The sequence below is a fragment of the Frischella perrara genome (genome assembly GCF_000807275.1).
GTDB classification, from domain to species: Bacteria; Pseudomonadota; Gammaproteobacteria; order Enterobacterales; family Orbaceae; genus Frischella; species Frischella perrara.
In genome coordinates this window covers 140,512-159,991 of record NZ_CP009056.1, presented here as the reverse complement: position 1 = coordinate 159,991, position 19,480 = coordinate 140,512, and the positions used below count along the sequence as shown (strand labels likewise).

The 19,480-nt window shown below is 33.0% G+C and carries 18 protein-coding genes; 7 read left to right on the top strand and 11 right to left on the bottom strand.

Translation table 11 applies throughout. The features are described 5' to 3' along the window. Window positions 1-107: 107 nt before the first annotated feature. The 4 genes from FPB0191_RS00715 to FPB0191_RS00700 all read right to left on the bottom strand — a co-directional run bounded on the left by FPB0191_RS00715 (window position 108) and on the right by FPB0191_RS00700 (window position 3,885). Window positions 108-1,466 (bottom strand): MFS transporter, encoded by a 1,359-nt coding sequence (locus FPB0191_RS00715; RefSeq protein WP_039103297.1) that lies wholly within the window; start codon window positions 1,464-1,466, stop codon window positions 108-110. Window positions 1,467-1,751: 285 nt separating this feature from the next. Beyond that, entirely contained in the window at window positions 1,752-3,116 is a 1,365-nt protein-coding gene (locus FPB0191_RS00710; protein WP_039103295.1) for a PTS ascorbate transporter subunit IIC, read from the bottom strand. A 20-nt stretch (window positions 3,117-3,136) separates the two neighbouring features. Next, window positions 3,137-3,409: a PTS sugar transporter subunit IIB gene (locus FPB0191_RS00705; RefSeq protein WP_039103293.1), complete on the bottom strand. Its 273-nt coding sequence runs from the start codon at window positions 3,407-3,409 to the stop codon at window positions 3,137-3,139. Between the two features lie 32 nt (window positions 3,410-3,441). Continuing rightward, entirely contained in the window at window positions 3,442-3,885 is a 444-nt protein-coding gene (locus tag FPB0191_RS00700; RefSeq protein ID WP_039103292.1) for a PTS sugar transporter subunit IIA, read from the bottom strand. 310 nt (window positions 3,886-4,195) lie between these two features. Between FPB0191_RS00700 and FPB0191_RS00695 the strand changes: the two genes are divergently transcribed. Further along, entirely contained in the window at window positions 4,196-5,230 is a 1,035-nt protein-coding gene (locus FPB0191_RS00695) for a LacI family DNA-binding transcriptional regulator (RefSeq protein ID WP_082018198.1), read from the top strand. Between the two features lie 12 nt (window positions 5,231-5,242). On the opposite strand, the gene tyrA is transcribed toward FPB0191_RS00695, so the two are convergent. Then, window positions 5,243-6,364: a bifunctional chorismate mutase/prephenate dehydrogenase gene (tyrA, locus tag FPB0191_RS00690; protein ID WP_039103290.1), complete on the bottom strand. Its 1,122-nt coding sequence runs from the start codon at window positions 6,362-6,364 to the stop codon at window positions 5,243-5,245. 464 nt (window positions 6,365-6,828) lie between these two features. Here tyrA and xthA point away from each other — a divergent pair, with 464 nt between their 5' ends. Both xthA and xseA read left to right on the top strand, forming a co-directional pair. Continuing rightward, a complete protein-coding gene (gene xthA, locus FPB0191_RS00685; protein ID WP_039103289.1) occupies window positions 6,829-7,632 on the top strand; it encodes an exodeoxyribonuclease III in 804 nt (267 codons plus the stop codon). Between the two features lie 204 nt (window positions 7,633-7,836). Continuing rightward, window positions 7,837-9,312 (top strand): exodeoxyribonuclease VII large subunit, encoded by a 1,476-nt coding sequence (xseA, locus tag FPB0191_RS00680; protein ID WP_039103288.1) that lies wholly within the window; start codon window positions 7,837-7,839, stop codon window positions 9,310-9,312. A 28-nt stretch (window positions 9,313-9,340) separates the two neighbouring features. On the opposite strand, the gene FPB0191_RS00675 is transcribed toward xseA, so the two are convergent. Then, window positions 9,341-10,426: a LacI family DNA-binding transcriptional regulator gene (locus FPB0191_RS00675; RefSeq protein ID WP_039103286.1), complete on the bottom strand. Its 1,086-nt coding sequence runs from the start codon at window positions 10,424-10,426 to the stop codon at window positions 9,341-9,343. Between the two features lie 378 nt (window positions 10,427-10,804). Between FPB0191_RS00675 and ubiU the strand changes: the two genes are divergently transcribed. The 4 genes from ubiU to csdE all read left to right on the top strand — a co-directional run bounded on the left by ubiU (window position 10,805) and on the right by csdE (window position 14,480). Continuing rightward, complete coding sequence (gene ubiU / locus FPB0191_RS00670) at window positions 10,805-11,800, top strand: ubiquinone anaerobic biosynthesis protein UbiU (RefSeq protein WP_039103285.1); 996 nt, start codon at window positions 10,805-10,807, stop codon at window positions 11,798-11,800. A gap of 54 nt (window positions 11,801-11,854) precedes the next feature. Then, on the top strand, window positions 11,855-12,730 hold the full coding sequence (locus tag FPB0191_RS00665; protein ID WP_039103283.1) for a U32 family peptidase: 876 nt from the start codon (window positions 11,855-11,857) through the stop codon (window positions 12,728-12,730). Further along, on the top strand, window positions 12,727-13,926 hold the full coding sequence (gene csdA, locus FPB0191_RS00660) for a cysteine desulfurase CsdA (RefSeq protein WP_039103282.1): 1,200 nt from the start codon (window positions 12,727-12,729) through the stop codon (window positions 13,924-13,926). Before FPB0191_RS00665 ends, csdA begins: the two co-directional genes overlap by 4 nt. 143 nt (window positions 13,927-14,069) lie before the next feature. Next, entirely contained in the window at window positions 14,070-14,480 is a 411-nt protein-coding gene (csdE, locus tag FPB0191_RS00655; protein ID WP_039103281.1) for a cysteine desulfurase sulfur acceptor subunit CsdE, read from the top strand. A gap of 123 nt (window positions 14,481-14,603) precedes the next feature. Here the strand turns inward: csdE and dolP are convergent, their stop codons facing one another. From dolP to rlmM, 5 genes are all read right to left on the bottom strand, one after another. After that, on the bottom strand, window positions 14,604-15,179 hold the full coding sequence (gene dolP / locus FPB0191_RS00650; RefSeq protein WP_039103279.1) for a division/outer membrane stress-associated lipid-binding lipoprotein: 576 nt from the start codon (window positions 15,177-15,179) through the stop codon (window positions 14,604-14,606). A 116-nt stretch (window positions 15,180-15,295) separates the two neighbouring features. Next, the gene (locus FPB0191_RS00645) at window positions 15,296-15,880 is read right to left on the bottom strand and encodes an SIS domain-containing protein (RefSeq protein WP_039103277.1); all 585 of its coding nucleotides are present in this window, start codon (window positions 15,878-15,880) and stop codon (window positions 15,296-15,298) included. Window positions 15,881-15,926: 46 nt separating this feature from the next. Continuing rightward, entirely contained in the window at window positions 15,927-16,280 is a 354-nt protein-coding gene (locus FPB0191_RS00640) for a YraN family protein (RefSeq protein ID WP_039103275.1), read from the bottom strand. Next, the gene (locus FPB0191_RS00635) at window positions 16,280-18,196 is read right to left on the bottom strand and encodes a penicillin-binding protein activator (RefSeq protein WP_039103273.1); all 1,917 of its coding nucleotides are present in this window, start codon (window positions 18,194-18,196) and stop codon (window positions 16,280-16,282) included. Before FPB0191_RS00635 ends, FPB0191_RS00640 begins: the two co-directional genes overlap by 1 nt. 156 nt (window positions 18,197-18,352) lie before the next feature. Then, entirely contained in the window at window positions 18,353-19,426 is a 1,074-nt protein-coding gene (gene rlmM / locus FPB0191_RS00630; RefSeq protein WP_039106379.1) for a 23S rRNA (cytidine(2498)-2'-O)-methyltransferase RlmM, read from the bottom strand. Window positions 19,427-19,480: the final 54 nt, after the last annotated feature.

Genomic DNA, 19,480 nt, shown 5'->3' with positions numbered 1-19,480 from the left:
TTGAGTATTTTAGTAGGATATTAGAAATAGACGTTATCTATTATAAGATCAACGGCGCCAAAGGCGCCGTTGTTAATTTCATAACATTATATTATTATTTAATAAGCTTAAATACGATTACAAATAATTAATTTAGTAACAAGTGTACAAATTAAATAAAAAATCATAAAAACCACTAATGCATAGTTCACAGAATTAAATAACAGTAATGATACACTAAATATTTGTGGAATAAAAAAGCCACCAATCGCACCAATTGCTGATATAAAGCCTAATGCAGCTGCTGTTTCGATTATAGCATTCTTATTTGCTATTGTTTGATTTACTCCTTTCTTAATCAAAGAATTTTTCACATGTTGCCGATATAATGTAGCGATAATTTGAAATGTTGAACCACTGCCAAAACCTGCAATAAAAAACATTGCCAAAAAAGTAATATAAAAACTAATAAAAGAACCTTTATTCGTTACAACACCAGGTAAAGAAGATAAGACTAAACCAACTAATAAAATCATTAATAGATAAATTATCATAGTTATGCGCGTACCATTAAATTTATCTGAAATAATACCGCCTAAAGGTTGTGCTAAAACAGCAATCAACGGACCCCAAAAAGCATAGATAGTAATATCAATTTCTGGAAATTGAATTTTACTTAACATTGCAAAACCTGCAGAAAAACCAATGAAAGAACCAAACGTGCCTAAATAAAGTAGACTTAGTACCCACATCTTAATGTCTTTTACTACAATTAATTGTTGTTTAAATGAAGCTCTTACAACAGGTAAATCGTTCATTTTCCATAGCGCTATCGCTGAAGAAATAATAAGCAATGGAACCCAAATTAAGGCCGCATTTTGTAGCCATATTTTCCGCCCATTAACCAATAATACCCATTTCTCATCAAACATAGGAAAGAAAATAATTAGTGAAGCGACGAGTTGAATTACACTAACACCCAAACTACCTAAGCCACCATTTAAACCTAATGCTGTACCTAAACGTGATTTAGGAAAGAAAAAACTGATATTTGCCATACTTGATGCATAGTTCGCGCCTCCTAAACCACACAATAAAGCGATTATAACGAATTCTATATATGAAGTATTAGTATTTTCAATGGCATAACCTAACCATAAACAGGGAATAATTAAAATAAAGGTACTAAATGCAGTCCAACATCTTCCACCGAAAATTGGAATAACAAATGAATAAGGAACTCGCAAAATTGCACCAGAAATTGATGGAATGGCTGTTAATAAAAATAACTGAGTAGCAGAAAAGTTAAATCCAATAGAATTGAGATGAATTGTTACAATACTGAAAAGCATCCATACACAGAAACTTAGTAATAAGCAAACTATTGATATTTTCAAATTACGCTTTGCTATTTTTTTACCTATCCTTTCCCAAAACCAATTATCTTCCGGATGCCATTGCTGTATTGTATGTAACATATTACTCATACCCTATCCTTTTATCAATTCACTAAACATTTACTAGAAACACCCTATTGGAATTAAGAATAGTATAGTGCATTTGCAATAAAAGTAAATTATATCAATAAGTTACAATTAGGCTTAACTTATTTTAGACTTATAAAAATAATCAAAATTTCGAATAAGTGGTTAGAATGATTATGGCTTGATGAAAAAATAGGGGATTTTGATAAATCCCCGTTTTTTGAAAGTTGACGTTATAAATCAGTGCCAAATTTTATCGTGAGAAAGAAAACGTAATAAATATATGATTTATTTAGCGCTATGATTTTTTTTCGGTTTAACGGTATAGTTATAAATGACTAATAAGGCAAAGATACCAACAATGATTGCCATAATAATGTCTTTATTAAACCAATTAGCCATATAACCCAAGATTATGCCAATACCACAGAAATCAACATCAGAGAATGTTGTATTGGACAACCCCATTGAACCTAACACTGGTAATAACATAACAGGTAAGAAAGTAACCAATAGTCCATTAGCAAATGCACCTAACATTGCACCGCGACGTCCTCCCATCGCATTACCAAATACACCCGCTGTTGCTCCACAGAAGAAATGAGGGACTACACCTGGTAAAATTAAGACTAAGTCTAGTTTCCCTAAAACAAATAATCCGATTAATCCACCAATAAAACTGAATAGAAAACCGATCAAAACTGCATTAGGTGCATAAGGGAAAACCACAGGACAATCCAACGCTGGTTTTGCATTAGGAACTAATTTTTCAGAGAATCCTGTGAAAGCAGGAACAATTTCTGCCAAAATTAGACGCACACCTTGAAGAATGATAAATACACCAGCAGCAAAAGTAATCGCTTGAATAATTGCATAAACCAAATAGTTATCGCCTTTACTAAAATTAGACTCTACATATTCTGGACCTGCGCATACTGCTAAAATTAAGTAGATAATCATCATGGTTAACGAAATTGAGATTGAACTATCCCGTAAAAAACTTAGGTTTTTAGGTAAATTCATCTCTTCTGTTGAACGTGAACCTCTCCCAAATAATTGTCCCATCCAACCTGCTAACACATAACCTAAGGTTCCGAAATGACCAAAAGCAACATCATCATTACCGGTAATTTTTCGCATTTGTGGATGAGCTAAAGCTGGGAAGAAAGCCATGATCATACCGAGCACTAATGCTCCAGTAAATACTAATTGCCATCCTGTAAACCCTGCAACAGTTAAAATGATACTAATCATACATGCCATATAAAAAGTATGATGACCCGTTAAAAAGATAAATTTTAGGCGAGTAAATCGAGCCACAATGATATTAGCTACCATACCAAAAGCCATAATAAGAGCTGTTGCCGCACCATAATCATTTAATGCCATAGAAACAATTGCTTCATTATTCGGTATGATACCTTGCAATTTAAACGCTTCTTCAAACATATTTCCTAATGGCGTTATAGAACTGACGACTACCCCTGCTCCACCACTTAAAACCAAAAAACCTAGTATAGTCTTAATTGTGCCTTTTATTGTATCAGCAAGTGATTTACGCTGTGCAATTAGTCCAACCATTGCAATAATACCAACTAATACCGCGGGTACCTTTAAAATATCAACAATAAATTTAATGACTTCCTGAATCATAGCAACACCTCATTTATTGATTAGTGTTTAGCAAAATATTCAACGAGTTTAGCTTCCAAATCGTTGATATCAATGATGTTATTTAAAATAACTAATTTATCATTAGGAATACCCGAACTTGCTGCTAAATCTTTGGTCATGACAAATAAATCAGCCTGATCTGGAGTTGCCGACGCAAGATCAGCATGCGTAACTTCTGCATTAATATCCAGTTTTTTCAGTACTTTTTTTATATTCATTTCAACCATAAAACTGCTTCCAAGACCTGAACCACAAACCGCCATAATTTTCATTTTATTTATCCTTTTTAAAGTACAACAGATGATTAATATTTGTTAAGCACAGCTAAGATGTCTTCGCTTTGCTGTGCCTTGAATATCGTTTGTATATCGTTAGTTTCGCCAAATAATGTTGCTAATTGCGTTAACATCTCAATGTGACTAGTACTATCATTGGCAGCCAATAAGGTAATTAGATAAACCGGGTCATTATCTTCAGAATTAAATTTCACGCCTTGTTTAACTAAAAGCATAGATAATCCAAGTTGATTAACTCCCTGTTCCGGCCTAGCATGAGGCATTGCAATACCTGGCGCTAAAACATAGTAGGGTCCTATTGATTCATGTAGCTTAAAAATTGCTTGAATATAATCTGCAGTAATTGTGTTATTTTCTAGTAATGGCTGCGCACATAATTGTATTGCCTGTTTCCAATCGTCCACCGAATCAACAATATTAACTGTTTGGGGTGTTAACCATTTTGCTAACATTTTTCCTCCGTTAAAAACCAATATTTTTTGATACTTTATTAAAAATTATCACACTGGATAATTATGAAAATTGAAGAATATAAGAAATGTGATAGCGCTATCAAAATTGAGCAGAATATTGTTTATTCTGTGATGAAAGTAACATATTAAATAAAATATGCAGAAAACAGCGATATTTAGCAATAATATGCCTTTATGACACGCTAATCTTTGGATTAATTTTATCTAACTACATAATGAATAAGTCATTATTAGCTGATTTGCTGTTCTCTGATATTGAGGTAAATTAAAAAACAAATTGGAATAATCAATGCAAGATACAAAAAGAAGGCGAACTACAGGACAAATTACACTATTTGATGTTGCTAAATATGCTGGCGTAGGTACGATGACAGTTTCTAGAGCCTTACGTACACCAGAATGTGTTTCTGAGAAATTACGGAAAAAAATTCAGTTAGCAATTGATGCCTTAGGATATAAACCAAATATTGCTGCAAGTTTGTTGGCTTCTGCCTCTACCAATCGATTCATTGCGATTGTAACAACTAAGATTTGTGACCATTCTGCCAAACTATTTCTTGATACCCTTCAAGCAAGTTTAACTCAAGAAAATTATATTCTTTTAGTCATTGAATCTTATCATTATAATCAATGTGAACAACAATTATTAGATGCGCTTTTTAGCCATAATCTCGCGGCTATTATATTATTTTACATTGAAAATGATAATTTGATTAAACAAATCATTAGTCACAAAACTATACCCATTATGAATATTGGCAAACACACCGATTCGTTAAATAACTTAGATATTGCCATGAATGATACTCAAGCCATGTATTTATTAACGGAACATGTAATTAAGAAAGGTTATGAGCAGATTGGTTTATTATGTGCTAATCAGGAATATCAATTTTTCCAACAGCGTTTACATGGTTGGCATAAAGCAATGCTTACTCATCATTTACCAAATCACCGAATTATCAATGCTGCCAAACCGGCTAATTTTACAACTGGAAGTGAAATGCTAGCGGATATGATTTTAAATTGGCCTGAACTTGAAGTAATAATGTGCACAACGGATGAGTTAGCTTGTGGAGTACTTTATGAATGCCAACGGCGTCATATTAAGGTTCCTTATCAATTAGCTGTTTGCGGATTTGGCGATAATGAATTTAGCCAAGTCAGCTTTCCACCACTTACGACTATTTCTTTACCATCCAAACAACTTGGCAAGCAAACAGCACAAATGTTACTAAGTCAATTAACTGATAACACGCTTTATAGCGAACCAGATTTAAACACAATCATACCTATAATTAAATCAAGGGCTAGCTTAATATGAATTATCAAAGTGCTACGTACGATTATCATTTGCTAGTTTTAATAATGATTGACTTTCTTTAATGAATCGCTGCGCATAATCACCAAACCATTGTGTGACTTGATTAAAATAATTAATAAACTGTTCTTTATCGCCTTGTTCAATTAATTTAACCATATCGCCAAAACGATGGTAATAGTGCTTAATCAATTCAATATTTTGCTTAGATGACATAATAATATCAGCATAAAGTTGCGGATCCTGAGCAAACAGTCTTCCAACCATCATTAACTCTAAACGATAAATAGGTGAAGATAAAGCAATTAGCTGTTCAAGATTCGCGTGCTCTTGCTGTAAATTTACGCCATAAGTAAAAGAAGTAAAATGACGTAAAGCTTGAATAAATGACATACATTTATCATGTTCACTAGCAGAAATAGGATAAAGCGTCGCTCCCCAAATTTTCATTTGTTCAATCAACCATTGATATTTTTCAGCTTGTCTTCCATCACAATAAACAATGATTTGTTTTGCCAGATTTGGAACATCTGGTCCAAACATTGGATGCAATCCTACCACAGGACCAGGATGTTTTTTGAGCATGGTTTGTAAAGGGATTTGCTTAATAGAGGTAAAATCAGTAAGGATACAATCATTTGGTAACTCAGGTAACTGATTAATAATGTCAACCGTTTTATTAATAGGAACAGTGATAATTACCGCAGCCGCATTAGCAACTATTTCCTTAGCTTGGTGCATATTCTTGGAACCTAGGATCTTTACATCATAACCTGATAAAATAAATAAACGGTTAAAAAGCCTGCCCATTTGTCCGTTACCTCCTACGATAACGATGGATCCCTGACCATTATAGATTTTCTTAAATCCCTTACCATTTTCATTTGCATAGGATTCACGCATTAAACGACGGAAAATATCTTCAATTAAATTAGGCGAAATCCCTGCTTGTTCAGCATCTAGACGCCGTTTAGCCAACAAACTAGATTCTCGTTTAGGATCATAAATTGGTACGCCATGAAGGCTTTTCACTTCACCTACTTGTGCAACTAATTCCAGCCGTTTGGTAATTAAAGATAAGATTGATTGATCGATTTCATCAATTTTATCGCGTAAATCATTTAATTCTACCGACATAAAACCTCAAATAAATATAATAAGTTATTTTTCTAAAATATGCTGAAATACCATTACTATGCATTATACTGGTTGTTAGTATTTTGCGATCATAAGCGACTAACATTACTTTGATATTATCAAAAATTGGCAATTAATCATAACAATGCAGAACCTATCCTACTGTTTAATCGTATCATTGTTATCTTGAATAAAATACTGTACTAGAATTAATCAATTTAGAATAATTCACAACTAAAAAATGAGTTAATAAATCTATTCCATTACTAATCATAATTGTTTGTTTTTACATTATTAACAAGTTATGCCTTAATATTTTTATTATTGATAAAGTAGTACAAAGATTTCATTATCAATATATTATGATATTAACCTCAATCCTCTTAGTTGTTTTCAATATACTTAACAGTATAACGGATTTTTGATAGCATAATGAAAAACTTTAGCCTGACAATTTTTAATTTATGAAATTCATTTCTTTTAACATAAACAGCCTTAGAGCAAGAATACATCAACTTGAAGCTATAATTGATAAGCATCAACCGGATGTGATTGGTTTACAAGAAACAAAAGTCCACAATGATCAATTTCCTGTTACAGAACTTGCTCATTTGGGATATCATCTAAATTATCACGGTCAAAAAGGTCACTATGGTGTTGCTTTACTCACTAAACAAGCGCCTTTGTCAGTAAGTTGTGGTTTCCCATGGGATACTGATGATGCACAATGTCGATTAATTGAAGCTAAAATACCTAGTCAACATGGTGAAATAACTATTATTAACGGTTATTTTCCTCAGGGAGATAATAGATCTCACGCCACTAAATTTCCAGCTAAAGAGAAATTCTATCAGGATTTATTTAACTATTTGAAAGACAATACTCTTAATCAACAATTAACGGTTGTAATGGGTGATATGAATATTAGCCCAACCGACTTAGATATCGGGTTATCTCAAGATAGCCAAAAACGTTGGTTAAGAACGGGTAAATGTTCTTTTTTACCAGAAGAACGCCAATGGATGGAACAAATATTAGCTTTAGGTTTTGTTGACACTTTCCGTTCAGCTAATCCTTCAAGTAAACAATATTCATGGTTTGATTACCGTTCTCGTGGTTTTGATACCAATACAGGATTAAGAATTGATTTGATATTAGCGAGTCAATCATTAATGTCCCATTGTATCAATACAGGCATTGATCTTGAAATTCGTGCGATGGAAAAACCATCTGATCATGCCCCAATTTGGGCGGAGTTTAACTGCTAACTGTATTAAGACAAATATTATTAAATAGAGTTTTAACAATTTGATTTACAAGCATTAAATTGTAATAGTATATAATGATGGAAATCAATTCCCAGATAATAAATCAGATTCAATAAAAGACATGTTAATATTTTTTGAATCTAAAGAATGGTTAAATCCGTAATCTATTTAATTGATTATTCCAATCTGTACAAAAAGGTAAATATGATAGGTAATAGCGCGATTTTGTCTGTTAAAGACCTCAATCAAATGGTTAAAGATTTACTTACTGATAGTATTGGTAAAATTTGGTTGATAGGGGAAATATCGAATTTTTCAAAACCAGCATCCGGGCATTGGTATTTCAAATTAAAAGATGATTCAGCACAAATCCAATGCGCAATGTTTCGCAATAGCAATTTAAGAACTGGATTCATCCCTCAAAATGGACAACAAGTTCTAGTTAGTGCATCTGTAACAATTTATGAAGCAAGAGGTGAATATCAACTTGTTGTCGACAAATTACAATTAGCAGGTGCTGGATTATTGCAACAACGCTTTGAGCAACTTAAGCAAAAATTGCAACAAGAAGGTTTGTTTGATGTAATTCACAAGCAACCAATACCCAAAAATATTCAACGTGTTGGTATAGTAACATCTTCTACAGGCGCTGCCTTACATGATATTTGTCAAATTCTTAAACGTCGCGATCCAAATTTAGCTATTATTATCTACCCATCATTAGTTCAAGGTGACGGTGCTGCATCTCAAATTGCTAAAATGATAGAATTAGCTAATTTACGTCAAGAGTGTGATGTATTGATAGTTGGAAGAGGCGGTGGATCATTAGAAGACTTATGGCCTTTCAACGAAGAAATTGTTGCCCGAGCGATTTTTGCAAGTCAGTTACCAATAATTAGTGCTGTTGGTCATGAGATCGATTTTACAATTGCTGACTTTGTTGCCGACTTGCGAGCAGCCACACCTTCAGCCGCGGCAGAACTGATTAGTCGGGATAGACAAGATCAAATCAAAGATTTAAAAGTACTTGAACAACATTTAGCAATGGCTATTGATCATGTTCTACTAAAAAAAAATCAATGCTTACAAAATCTGCGCCACCATTTACAAACGCAGCATCCACAAGTAAAGCTAGTAAAACAGCAAGCCAATTTATTAACATTACATCGTTCTGTATATACCGCGATTAGACATGCTATACTCGAAAAAAGCCAAAACTTGCAAAAGTTGCGTCATCATTTACAAATGCAGCATCCGCAAGTAAAGTTAGTAAAACAACAAACTCATTTACAGGCATTATCTCGATCTTTACACACAACGGCTGAGCAAATAGTAATAAATAATCGCCAACGACTTAATAATCTTATCAATGCTCATGAACGTTTATCCCCTGAACATCAAATCAATCTTTACCAGCACAATTTACAACAAAAACAACAACAATTAATTACAGGTTTAAGGTTACAATTACAAAAAGCAAAAAACGATTTTGCCATTCAAGCATCACAGCTTAATACAGTTAGTCCTCTGGCGACCCTTGAACGCGGATATTCCATTACTTCAGATCAACATGGCAAGGCGATTAATTCTATTGATAACCTTAATATTGGTGATACGATTACAACAAATTTGATATCAGGTAAAATAATTAGTACGATTAACACAATTGAAAAACCTTAATAATTAATTCGTTAAATCTCATAGTCACTTATTTAATTTTGCGAGTTGAATGGCGTATAATCAATTCACTATCAATCAATTTAGCTTGTCGAATTGAGTGATCGCCATTAACTATTGCAAACAATAATTGAAAAGCCTCTTCCCCCATTGTAAATAATGGTTTATACATTGCGCATATATGATTTAATGGGTAATAAAGCTTATAATTTTTATCAGGCATAAATTGTAATAATGATAGATTCTCTGGGATATCTATATTCATTGTGCGACATTGATCGATGACTCCACATATTGTGCTCTGTGCATTTATAAAACAACTATGTTGATCTTTTGGCATATCTTTTTCATAATCGAAATGATTTAATCCAAATTGATCGGTACAAATAATCGCTGTTGGTGGTTTAGTACTATTGAGCATCGCCTTTACTGCTTCTTTACTTCTCAAATAGCTAACAGATTGGTAAGCAATTAAAGCATGATTTATCGCAATATTCGCTCTAGCTAGTGCTTGTTTATAGCCACTATAAAGTTGATAAACATCACTCTCATCTTTATTAGCTAGTAAAATCGCAATTTGTTTATGACCTAAGCCTATTAGATATTGAGTAGCCTGATAACCGATAGATAAATGATCAAAATACACACAAGGAAATTTGAGGGAAAATTGATTAATTAAAACTATCGGAGGTAAGGCATGTTGCATCTGCAAAAGGTTGTTCAAATGAGGCGAATTATTAATAATTAAAATGCCATCTAGCTGAAAATTAATTGTGTAATTAATAATTTGTTGTATTTCAGATTCTGTAAAATAGATAAAACGTAAATAAAGAATTTTGTATCCTTTAATTTTAGCTTGGTTTTCAATGCCTTGATTTATTAAACTATTAGTTATCATCTGGTTATCAAGAATCAAAATAATTTGGCTTTTCGCATTAGTCTGATAACGTTTTAATAGGTTTTTAGCATCAAAATCTAGTTCTGTGATAGCTTGATTAACACGATTTTGAGTTTCCCTTTGTGTTAAGTGAGGCGTGTGGATAACCCTAGATACAGAGGCTATTGATAGCCCAGCCTGCTCGGCGATCGCTTTCAAAGTTATTTTTCTTTTAGACATATTCTGGATCAGATAATATAATTATTCATTCACTATATTTAAAAAAAATAAATTAGCGATTTAACTGCTATCTTTTTGCGATTAAAATCGCATTGTTTTGTTATAATAAAAGAATAGAATTTTGCATCAATTGATCCTCACTCGCAATGCTAAAGAAAACTAGCAAATTCAACAACAATAATAAGCTTTATGTTGCTTTATATGATTGATGTTATACTGATGGCAACTTGACCGTTTTTAGCAAGAATTAAAAGAAGTTAATCTCAATAAAATTATTGTAACTTGTTTTTTATATTGAAGATTATATTATTTTATATATTCACAAAGGTTGAGATGTTATAGCATAATAATGTAGTTAAATATTTTGGATGTATATTTATGGAACTTTTATGTCCTGCGGGATCTTTACCGGCTTTAAAAACGGCAATAGATAACGGTGCCGATGCAGTTTATATCGGTTTAAAAGATGATACCAATGCTCGTCATTTTGCTGGGCTAAATTTTAATGAAAAACGCTTATTTGAAGCCTCTGATTACGTTCATCGGAAAGGTAAAAAATTACACATTGCTATCAATACCTTTGCTCACCCCGATAATTTCTATCGTTGGCAAAATGCAGTAGATATGGCTGCAACGATTGGAGCTGATGCTCTGATTTTAGCTGACCTAGCGATTCTTGATTATGCGGCAGAAAAATACCCACATATTGAGAGACATGTTTCGGTACAAGCTTCGTCAACCAATATTGAATCTATTAAATTTTACCATAGCAATTTTAATCCTCATCGAATAGTATTACCGCGTGTACTTTCTATTCATCAAGTCAAACAATTAGCTCAAGTTTCGCCAATTCCACTTGAGGTATTTGCCTTTGGTAGTCTGTGTATCATGGCTGAAGGACGTTGCTATCTATCTTCTTATTTAACAGGTGAGTCACCTAATACGGTGGGTGCTTGTTCACCAGCAAAATTTGTCCGTTGGGAAGAAACAGAGCGTGGATTAGAATCACGATTAAATAACGTATTAATTGACTGCCACAAAAAAGGAGAAAATGCAGGTTATCCAACTTTATGTAAAGGGCGTTATTTTGTGGAAAATACGCTTTATCATCCAATTGAAGAACCAACCAGTTTAAATACCATTGAATTATTACCTGAATTATTTGCAGCTAATATTGCTTCAGTAAAAATTGAAGGTCGTCAACGTAGTCCCGCTTATGTCGAACAAGTAACTAAAGTCTGGCGTCAAGCTATCGATCGTTATATGGCTAATCCGCAATCCTATCATGCTGAAAAGCAATGGATGGACACGCTAGGTTCAGTATCGGAAGGTAGTCAAACAACGTTAGGTGCTTATCATCGTAAATGGCAATAAAATAAAATTATAAATATGTGAGCAATTAATCGCTTTAATATTAAGGGAAGCTTTATGAAATACTCCTTAGGCCCTGTTTTATATTATTGGCCTAAAATAGAAACGGAAAAATTCTATCAAGCGGCAATGCAAAGTGATGCCGATATCATATATATGGGAGAAACCGTTTGTACTAAACGTCGAGAAATGAAAGTCGCTAATTGGATTTCTTTAGCCAAAGAAGTTTCAAACTCTGGTAAACAAGTCGTATTATCGACTCTCGCATTATTAGAAGCTGCATCAGAAATTAATGAAATGCGCCAACTTATAAACAATGGTGACTTTTTGATTGAAGCTAACGATTTGGCGGCGATTAATTTAGCAAATGAATATCATCTACCATTTGTGGCCGGACCTGCAATTAACTGTTATAACGCTTTCACACTCAAGTTGTTACAAAAGCAAGGTATGATTCGTTGGTGTATGCCAGTAGAGCTATCCCGTGATTGGTTACATAATATACTGGTACAATTTGAATCTTTAAATGTTCCACGTCAATTTGAAGTTGAAGTCTTTAGTTATGGTTATTTACCATTAGCCTATTCCGCTCGTTGTTTTACTGCTCGTTCAGAAGATAGACCAAAAGATAAATGTGAAACTTGTTGTATAAAATATCCAGTAGGTCGTGAGGTATATTCACAGGAACAGCAAAAAGTATTTGTACTTAACGGTATACAAACTCAAAGCGGCTATTGTTATAATCTTGGTAATAATCTTAAAGATATGCAAGGTTTAGTTGACGTTGTTCGTTTATCACCTTTAGGTTTAGAAACTCTTGAAGTAGTTAAGCAATTCAAAGCTAATGAAAAGGGTCAAGCACCGCTTAACATTAAATCAAAACATGATTGTAACGGCTATTGGAACGGTATTGCAGGGCTTGAGTTATCATAATGGCATTTAATTCTATACATTTTAGATCACAGTTTCCTTCTTTACAGTGTGAAGGGGTCTACCTTGATTCCGCAGCAACAGCTCTTAAACCACTAGTGATGATTGAAGCTACTAAGGATTATTATCAGAATGTAGCCACAGTTTTGAGAAGCAAACATACTAAGGCATTAGCGTTAGATGCACAGTATGAGTTAGCTCGTTCTCTCACGGCTGATTTGATTAATGCACAATATAGCCATGAGATAGTATGGACTAAAGGTGCAACAGAATCTATCAATCTTGTCGCGCAGGGTTATGCACGAAAAAATTTGAACATTGGTGATGAAATTATCGTCAGTGAGTTAGAGCATCATAGTAATTTAATCCCTTGGATACAAGTTGCTCAGCAAACAGGGGCAAAGGTAATAAAATGGCCAATAGAAATTGATGGCACGCTATCAGTCGATTGTTTACAAACACTTATCACCCCTAAAACACGTATCATAGCTGTTACGCAAATGTCAAATGTCACAGGTTTTCAACCTGACATTTACGAAATTAGTAGAATTGCTCATCAACATAATGCCATTATCGTAGTGGATGGTGCACAAGGTATTGTTCATCATCCTATTGATATGCAACAATATCAAATTGATTTTTATGCCTTTTCTGCTCACAAATTATATGCTCCAACAGGTTTAGGCGTATTATATGGAAAAGCAGACTTGCTAGAAAAAATGGACTGTTGGCAAAGTGGTGGAAAAATGCTGAAATCCGTTTCTTTCACAGATTTTGAACCTGCTAATATCCCCTATAAATTCGAAGCTGGAACCCCAAATATTGCCGCGGTAGTCGGATTTTATGCAGTATTAGATTGGTTAAAATCTATTGATAATTTTGCAGCTACGCACTACACCATTAATCTTGTTAAAGATGCACTAATTAAACTTAAAACCCTTCCTGATATCAACATTCATAGTGTTGCCAATAGTTCTTTAATAACATTTTCTATCAAAGATATTCATCATGATGACATAGCTATTTTGCTTGCCGAACAAGATATTGCCATCCGTAGCGGTGAATTGTGTGCTCAACCGCTAATGCAGGCTTTAAATTGCAAAGGTGTAATTCGGGCATCATTTATGCCATATAATTCATCAATGGATGTTGATAAATTTATTTTGGCGATTGAAAACGCCATATCCATTTTAAAATAGATCATACTTATCGTGTAGTGAATAGAAGATATTTACTTAAATACAATTTATTAAAATGTACTGCTATTGAAATGTTAGATTTAGTGTTTCCTTTCTTAACTATGCTACAATTATGAAACGAGTTTAATTATTACTTAATTATTATGACGTTACTCTCCATAGAACAATTATTTACATTATTTTCATCACTCAATACTTGGCAAGATCGTTATCGGCAAATAATTCAATTGGCAAAAACAATGCCTACATATCCTGAACATGCTCGTATTACCGAGAACCAAATACAAGGTTGTGAGAATTCGGTCTGGTTGACTTTTGATAAAAATCCCCAAGATCAGTTTTATTTTTATGGCGATAGTGAGGGGCGCATAGTTAAAGGATTAATGGCTATAATACTCATATTAGCAAATGGTAAATCAGCCTCAGAAATAGCAGAAACCGATTTTCTAGCTGTACTAAAAGACTTAAAAATTATTAATGAATTGAGTGAATCCCGACAGTCAGGTGTAAAGAATATTATTGATAAAATCAAGGAATTGGTCTTACATAATTAATTATGATGCTATCACTTCTTTTTGGATTAAACGATATTAAGTAATTAAAAAAACAACTCAATAAATCAGGGCGCTCGATGCGCCCAATTAGCATTTAACTTGAACTGGGGAAATAACGTTATATTAATCAAGATAAGTGAAAATTTTGGTTACAAGTTTAACACCCGACACTCTACTTGCTATATCACCAGCGGTATATCCTTCATCGCGAGTAACAATACCTAATAAAAACACTTCTCCATTTTCGGTAATGACCTTAATATCTCGAGCTTTAGTATTCTTATTGGCGATTAACTTAGTCTTGATATTCGTTGTTATCCATGCATCATTAGTCATAGTACCTGCACTAATAATATTACCAATTCGGATTTGATTATAGATTTTTTCTACACTGTCAACACCATTCGCTAATTCTACTACTCGATCAATAACAGATTGAGAGCTAGCTTGACCAATAAGTAATACATTACCATTATAGGATGAGACTACAATACGCGATCCTTTAAAATAATCGCTCTCATTTTTTATCTTTAAACTAATTTTTGAATCAATCGCCGTATCATCAACTTGCTTTCCTGCCGTCCTAGGATCTGAAGCAATTTTTGCAACACCTGCACCAGCACCAATCACGGCAGCAACACACCCTTGTAACATTAATATACCAGTCACTACTAAAACGCATAATGTTATTCTTTTCACAAGCTAATCCTCAAATCGTCATTTATAAAGGTGATTGTAATACAGTTTAATATAAAAACAATTAAAGCGTTAAATACAATTATTCTTTATATTAATATTGCCTTTAATGAACCTTTTTAACGAAGAAAAAGGGTATTTTCAATTAATTGGCATAAGCAATTCAATACCAATAATTGCATTTCACAAATCGTTCTTTCTTTATGAGAAGGTATCCTTATCTCAATATCATTTTGTCCTAATAATCCCACTATAGTACCGCCATCACATCCAGTTATCGCGATTACAGGTAAATCTTTTATAACGGCTTCCTGAACAGCATGAATGATCGATTTATCGTTACCATCAGTTGATAAAACAATTAAAACATCATTTTCTACTGCTAATGCCTGAATTTGCTTAGCATAAATATCGTTTAGTTGCTGATAATGATTGGCTATAGTGCTAATTAAAATATTATCGCTTACTAGCGCTAGGGCGGGAATACTTGGTCTCTCAACATCAATACCACTTACCAGTTGAGCTGTAAAATTTTGTACATTAGCTGCTGATATACTATTTCCACAACTCAGTACCTTATTGCCATTTAATAAGGCATTTATAATAATATTTGCTGCTTGTTCAATTGGTTGACTTAAAGCTTCAGTCATGACTATCTGAGTCTGAATACTTTCAGTAAAGTAATTTTTGATCATGCTTAACATTTTATCTTTCTCATTAAGTGACTAACAAATTAAATTGACTTATCTTTTAGATCGAGAAGGCATTTTTTATCCATTGTGTTTCTCTACCCGTAAATGCAAAGATATCAAAACGAAATTCGTACGACTCACTATTGATATGCTGCAAAGACATCCAGTCATAAGCAGCACGAATAATCTTATTCTGTTTCGCTTTTGTTATTGTTGATACAGCATTACCAAATAAATCGTTTTTGCGATAACGTACTTCAACAAATACTAAGCAACTTTGATCTTGCATAATTAAATCGATCTCACCTAATCGAGATTGACTATTTTTAGCTATTAATGTTAGTCCTTTAGAACATAAAGAACGGCATGCTAGCTCTTCATAATATTGTCCTAGTTGACGTTTATTTAGCATTAATTAATTGCCACTTCATTACCATTTTTATAACGTATCCATGATAATGTGCGCGTTATATCACATTGCTCTGTTACTGATAGTCTACCTGTTTCACCATTAATGATGCCTGTTTGATACGGGATCAAAGTATCAAAATGATTTGATAATGTCCAAGCATCAAAACCCATTGCATATAAACGAACCAAAGAGAAATCATTTTTTATATAATCTGGTAATTGTGAATAACGCTCTTTTTGCTTAACAATAAGAGGTATATCACTTAATTGTAGTTTATCCATATCATAACGGAAATCCGTTGTCGTATTAGCGATATTACTTCTTGAACTAGCATAAAGCATAGGGATAACTTTAATTTCTGATTGTTTATTCTCGTTTTTATTATTATTACCATCAGCATTTGCTATAACTTTATTTGATTTCATTTCAAGCATTGATTTGATTAAAGTAAGCTCTTCATGAGAAGCATAAATATAGATTGCATCAAATTTTGGCTGTTCAACAGAATTATTTTGTATAGTTGATTCGGTGTTTGAATGAGTTAGAGGGATTCCTTCTAACTCAATACCAATACCTGAATTCATTTTTTTACTTAGTTCCTGCGCAGAATTAAAATATTGTACATAAATTCCTTTAGAGTTTGGATTAGTAATATCCCATTGCTGACTAAAACTTTTTGCCACGCGATCACCCAGATTATTATGTGGGATGATTAACAAAGGTTGTTTCTTATTTTCACTGTAAATATGTTTAGCTGCATCTTTTGCTTCATCTTCAGGTGATAAAGCAAAAAAGCAGATTTTATTAGCATGGCTTGGTAATGAATTGATATCTTCAATCTTATTCAAAGCTAATACTGGTAAATCGGGGGAAGATTGTAATAGTGTTTGCACATTTTGTTTTAGTAGAGGACCAACTATGAGCTGTGCTCCTTGTTGCTTAGCACGAATAACTAAATTATCAATAGAATCACTATTGGTATCAAAATATATGACATCCTGTTGCTGATTTTCTGATGATACTTTTGCGGCATCTTGGTAACCTAAACGAATTGTTTCACCAAATATCTTTGATTGACCACTCAATGGCAGCAATAGTGCAACTTTTTTATATTCGCTCGGATCAGATAGACGGTGTTTACTGCCATAAATATCCCTTGGTAGATAATTTGCCGCTGGGTGGCTTGAATATTGAATTTGCCATTCACTAATTGCATTCTTAAGTGCTTTATATTTATCTTCTTCTAATCTAGCTATAGTATCAGCATCATCTTGCTCATTAATGGCATATGTCTTTAAATTACTGTTATAAAGATAACTTAAATCAATCCAACCTTGCAAAACATATTCATTTGCATAAACTAAAATTTTATTAATTTGTTTTTCGGAAAGGTTAGACAGGAATTGCCATGTTAGATTAATCGCATCATGACGTTGCTCAACTGATCCATATTTTTCAAGTTCGATGAGGTCATGAATTTTGGCATTATTATCTTGTTTTTGTCCATCTAACTCAATTTTAATCTTATAGTACCGAATTTTTTGATCTTCATTTAAATTAGCCAAAGAAAGAGAACTGATATCAAATTTCTGCTTAGATTTTACTGCTACCTCACCTTGCAACAAAATCTTCTCTTTTTCTTGTTCATTATTTAAACTTTTAGGTATTTGATCAAGTAATTGTTTGGCTTGAGTAAGATTGCCTTCATTTAATAGCGCTCGAATAGCAAATAATTGCCAATTTATCTTTTCACTACCCGAAGAATTTTCTGATTGAGCTAAATAATAACGTGAATTTTTAGTTTCATCAAAATTAGCTTGATGTGGTATATAATTTGGACATCCTGTTAATACACTTATCAGTAATGCAAACAGACTAAATTTAAGAAAACCTGACAATATATGCGACTTAACCATTATATAATCTCTTTCGTTTATTAAAATGTATAAGCAATAATGCATAGTTGATCAAATAAAATAAATTTACTTAGACCAATTAGCGGTACTATTTTAGATATAATTCTATATTATAATCAATGAGATCTGATTAATTGATGTTTTTTATTATTTTGATTAACCCCAAATACGCTGAACATGAATCGTAATTTCTTCACGATCATGATAAAGCTGTTTTGCTTGAATTTGAGCATTAACACGATGTTCTTTTAATTGCTCTTGCAGAAAAAACATATTTTGTTTAACTTCTTCATAACGTTTTTTCATAGGCAATTTCAAATTAAATATAGCCTCTCGACATAAACCACTAACTAACCAATCAATCATTAAAGCTGTAACTTTTGCCGGTTTTTCTACCATATCACAAACAAGCCAATAGATACTATTTTTTTTAGGTCGGAATTTAAAACCATCTTCCTGAAAATGTTTAACTTGCCCCGTTTCCATTAACGATTTATTTATGGGACCATTATCAACCGCACTGACCATCATACTGCGCTTTACCAATTGGTAAGTCCAACCACCAGGACTTGCACCTAAATCAACCGCATTTAATCCCCCTTTTAAACGCTCATCCCACTCTTCATATGGAATAAACACATGAAAAGCTTCTTCTAATTTAAGCGTGGATCGACTAGGTGCATCAACAGGAAATTTCAACCGTGGAATACCCATATAAAAGGGAGAATTATTATTACTATACGAGTAACCAATAAAACAACGGGTACTATCTATAAATAATAAATGAATAACCGGTTTTAGGGAATTTTCAACTTTCAGTAAAATCTGATTAGCACGTAATGCTTGCCTTAGCGGTACTGTAAATTTACGACAAAAATTTGCTAGTTCTTTTGCTTCATTCGTATCTGGTATTTCAACACGTAACGATCCTGCACGAGAAATATTACCTTTAATTGCATTAACAATTGGAGTGATGCGATCTTGGTTTGATAAATTTGTTAGCTCTGGGCCTGCCACAAACATTTGTCTGGCAAAAATCAATGTTTTGAAATTAATTTCTTTAACTAATTTTTCAGCTTCACCATCTTGATAACACTCAAATTCAACGTATGCGCTCATGGGATTTAATTTAACAAATCCATAAATACCTAGTTCATTAGCTTTATCAGTGATTTCTGCCGCACACTCTTTTTCAAATCCAGAACGACAATATAAAATAATACGATTCAGTTTTTGCATTACAATTTATAAAAACCCAATATAATTTGCCGTAGTGTATCATAT

What these genes read in the sequence shown, in the direction of transcription:
- FPB0191_RS00635 (WP_039103273.1), bottom strand. Translation starts at nt 18,196, where the DNA reads ATGGTTAAGTCGCATATATTGTCAGGTTTTCTTAAATTTAGTCTGTTT.
- FPB0191_RS00710 (WP_039103295.1), bottom strand. Translation starts at nt 3,116, where the DNA reads ATGATTCAGGAAGTCATTAAATTTATTGTTGATATTTTAAAGGTACCC.
- xthA (WP_039103289.1), top strand. Translation starts at nt 6,829, where the DNA reads ATGAAATTCATTTCTTTTAACATAAACAGCCTTAGAGCAAGAATACAT.
- ubiU (WP_039103285.1), top strand. Translation starts at nt 10,805, where the DNA reads ATGGAACTTTTATGTCCTGCGGGATCTTTACCGGCTTTAAAAACGGCA.
- FPB0191_RS00705 (WP_039103293.1), bottom strand. Translation starts at nt 3,409, where the DNA reads ATGAAAATTATGGCGGTTTGTGGTTCAGGTCTTGGAAGCAGTTTTATG.
- csdE (WP_039103281.1), top strand. Translation starts at nt 14,070, where the DNA reads ATGACGTTACTCTCCATAGAACAATTATTTACATTATTTTCATCACTC.
- tyrA (WP_039103290.1), bottom strand. Translation starts at nt 6,364, where the DNA reads ATGTCGGTAGAATTAAATGATTTACGCGATAAAATTGATGAAATCGAT.
- FPB0191_RS00645 (WP_039103277.1), bottom strand. Translation starts at nt 15,880, where the DNA reads ATGTTAAGCATGATCAAAAATTACTTTACTGAAAGTATTCAGACTCAG.
- FPB0191_RS00715 (WP_039103297.1), bottom strand. Translation starts at nt 1,466, where the DNA reads ATGAGTAATATGTTACATACAATACAGCAATGGCATCCGGAAGATAAT.
- FPB0191_RS00695 (WP_082018198.1), top strand. Translation starts at nt 4,196, where the DNA reads ATGCAAGATACAAAAAGAAGGCGAACTACAGGACAAATTACACTATTT.
- xseA (WP_039103288.1), top strand. Translation starts at nt 7,837, where the DNA reads ATGATAGGTAATAGCGCGATTTTGTCTGTTAAAGACCTCAATCAAATG.
- FPB0191_RS00675 (WP_039103286.1), bottom strand. Translation starts at nt 10,426, where the DNA reads ATGTCTAAAAGAAAAATAACTTTGAAAGCGATCGCCGAGCAGGCTGGG.
- FPB0191_RS00700 (WP_039103292.1), bottom strand. Translation starts at nt 3,885, where the DNA reads ATGTTAGCAAAATGGTTAACACCCCAAACAGTTAATATTGTTGATTCG.
- FPB0191_RS00665 (WP_039103283.1), top strand. Translation starts at nt 11,855, where the DNA reads ATGAAATACTCCTTAGGCCCTGTTTTATATTATTGGCCTAAAATAGAA.
- FPB0191_RS00640 (WP_039103275.1), bottom strand. Translation starts at nt 16,280, where the DNA reads ATGCTAAATAAACGTCAACTAGGACAATATTATGAAGAGCTAGCATGC.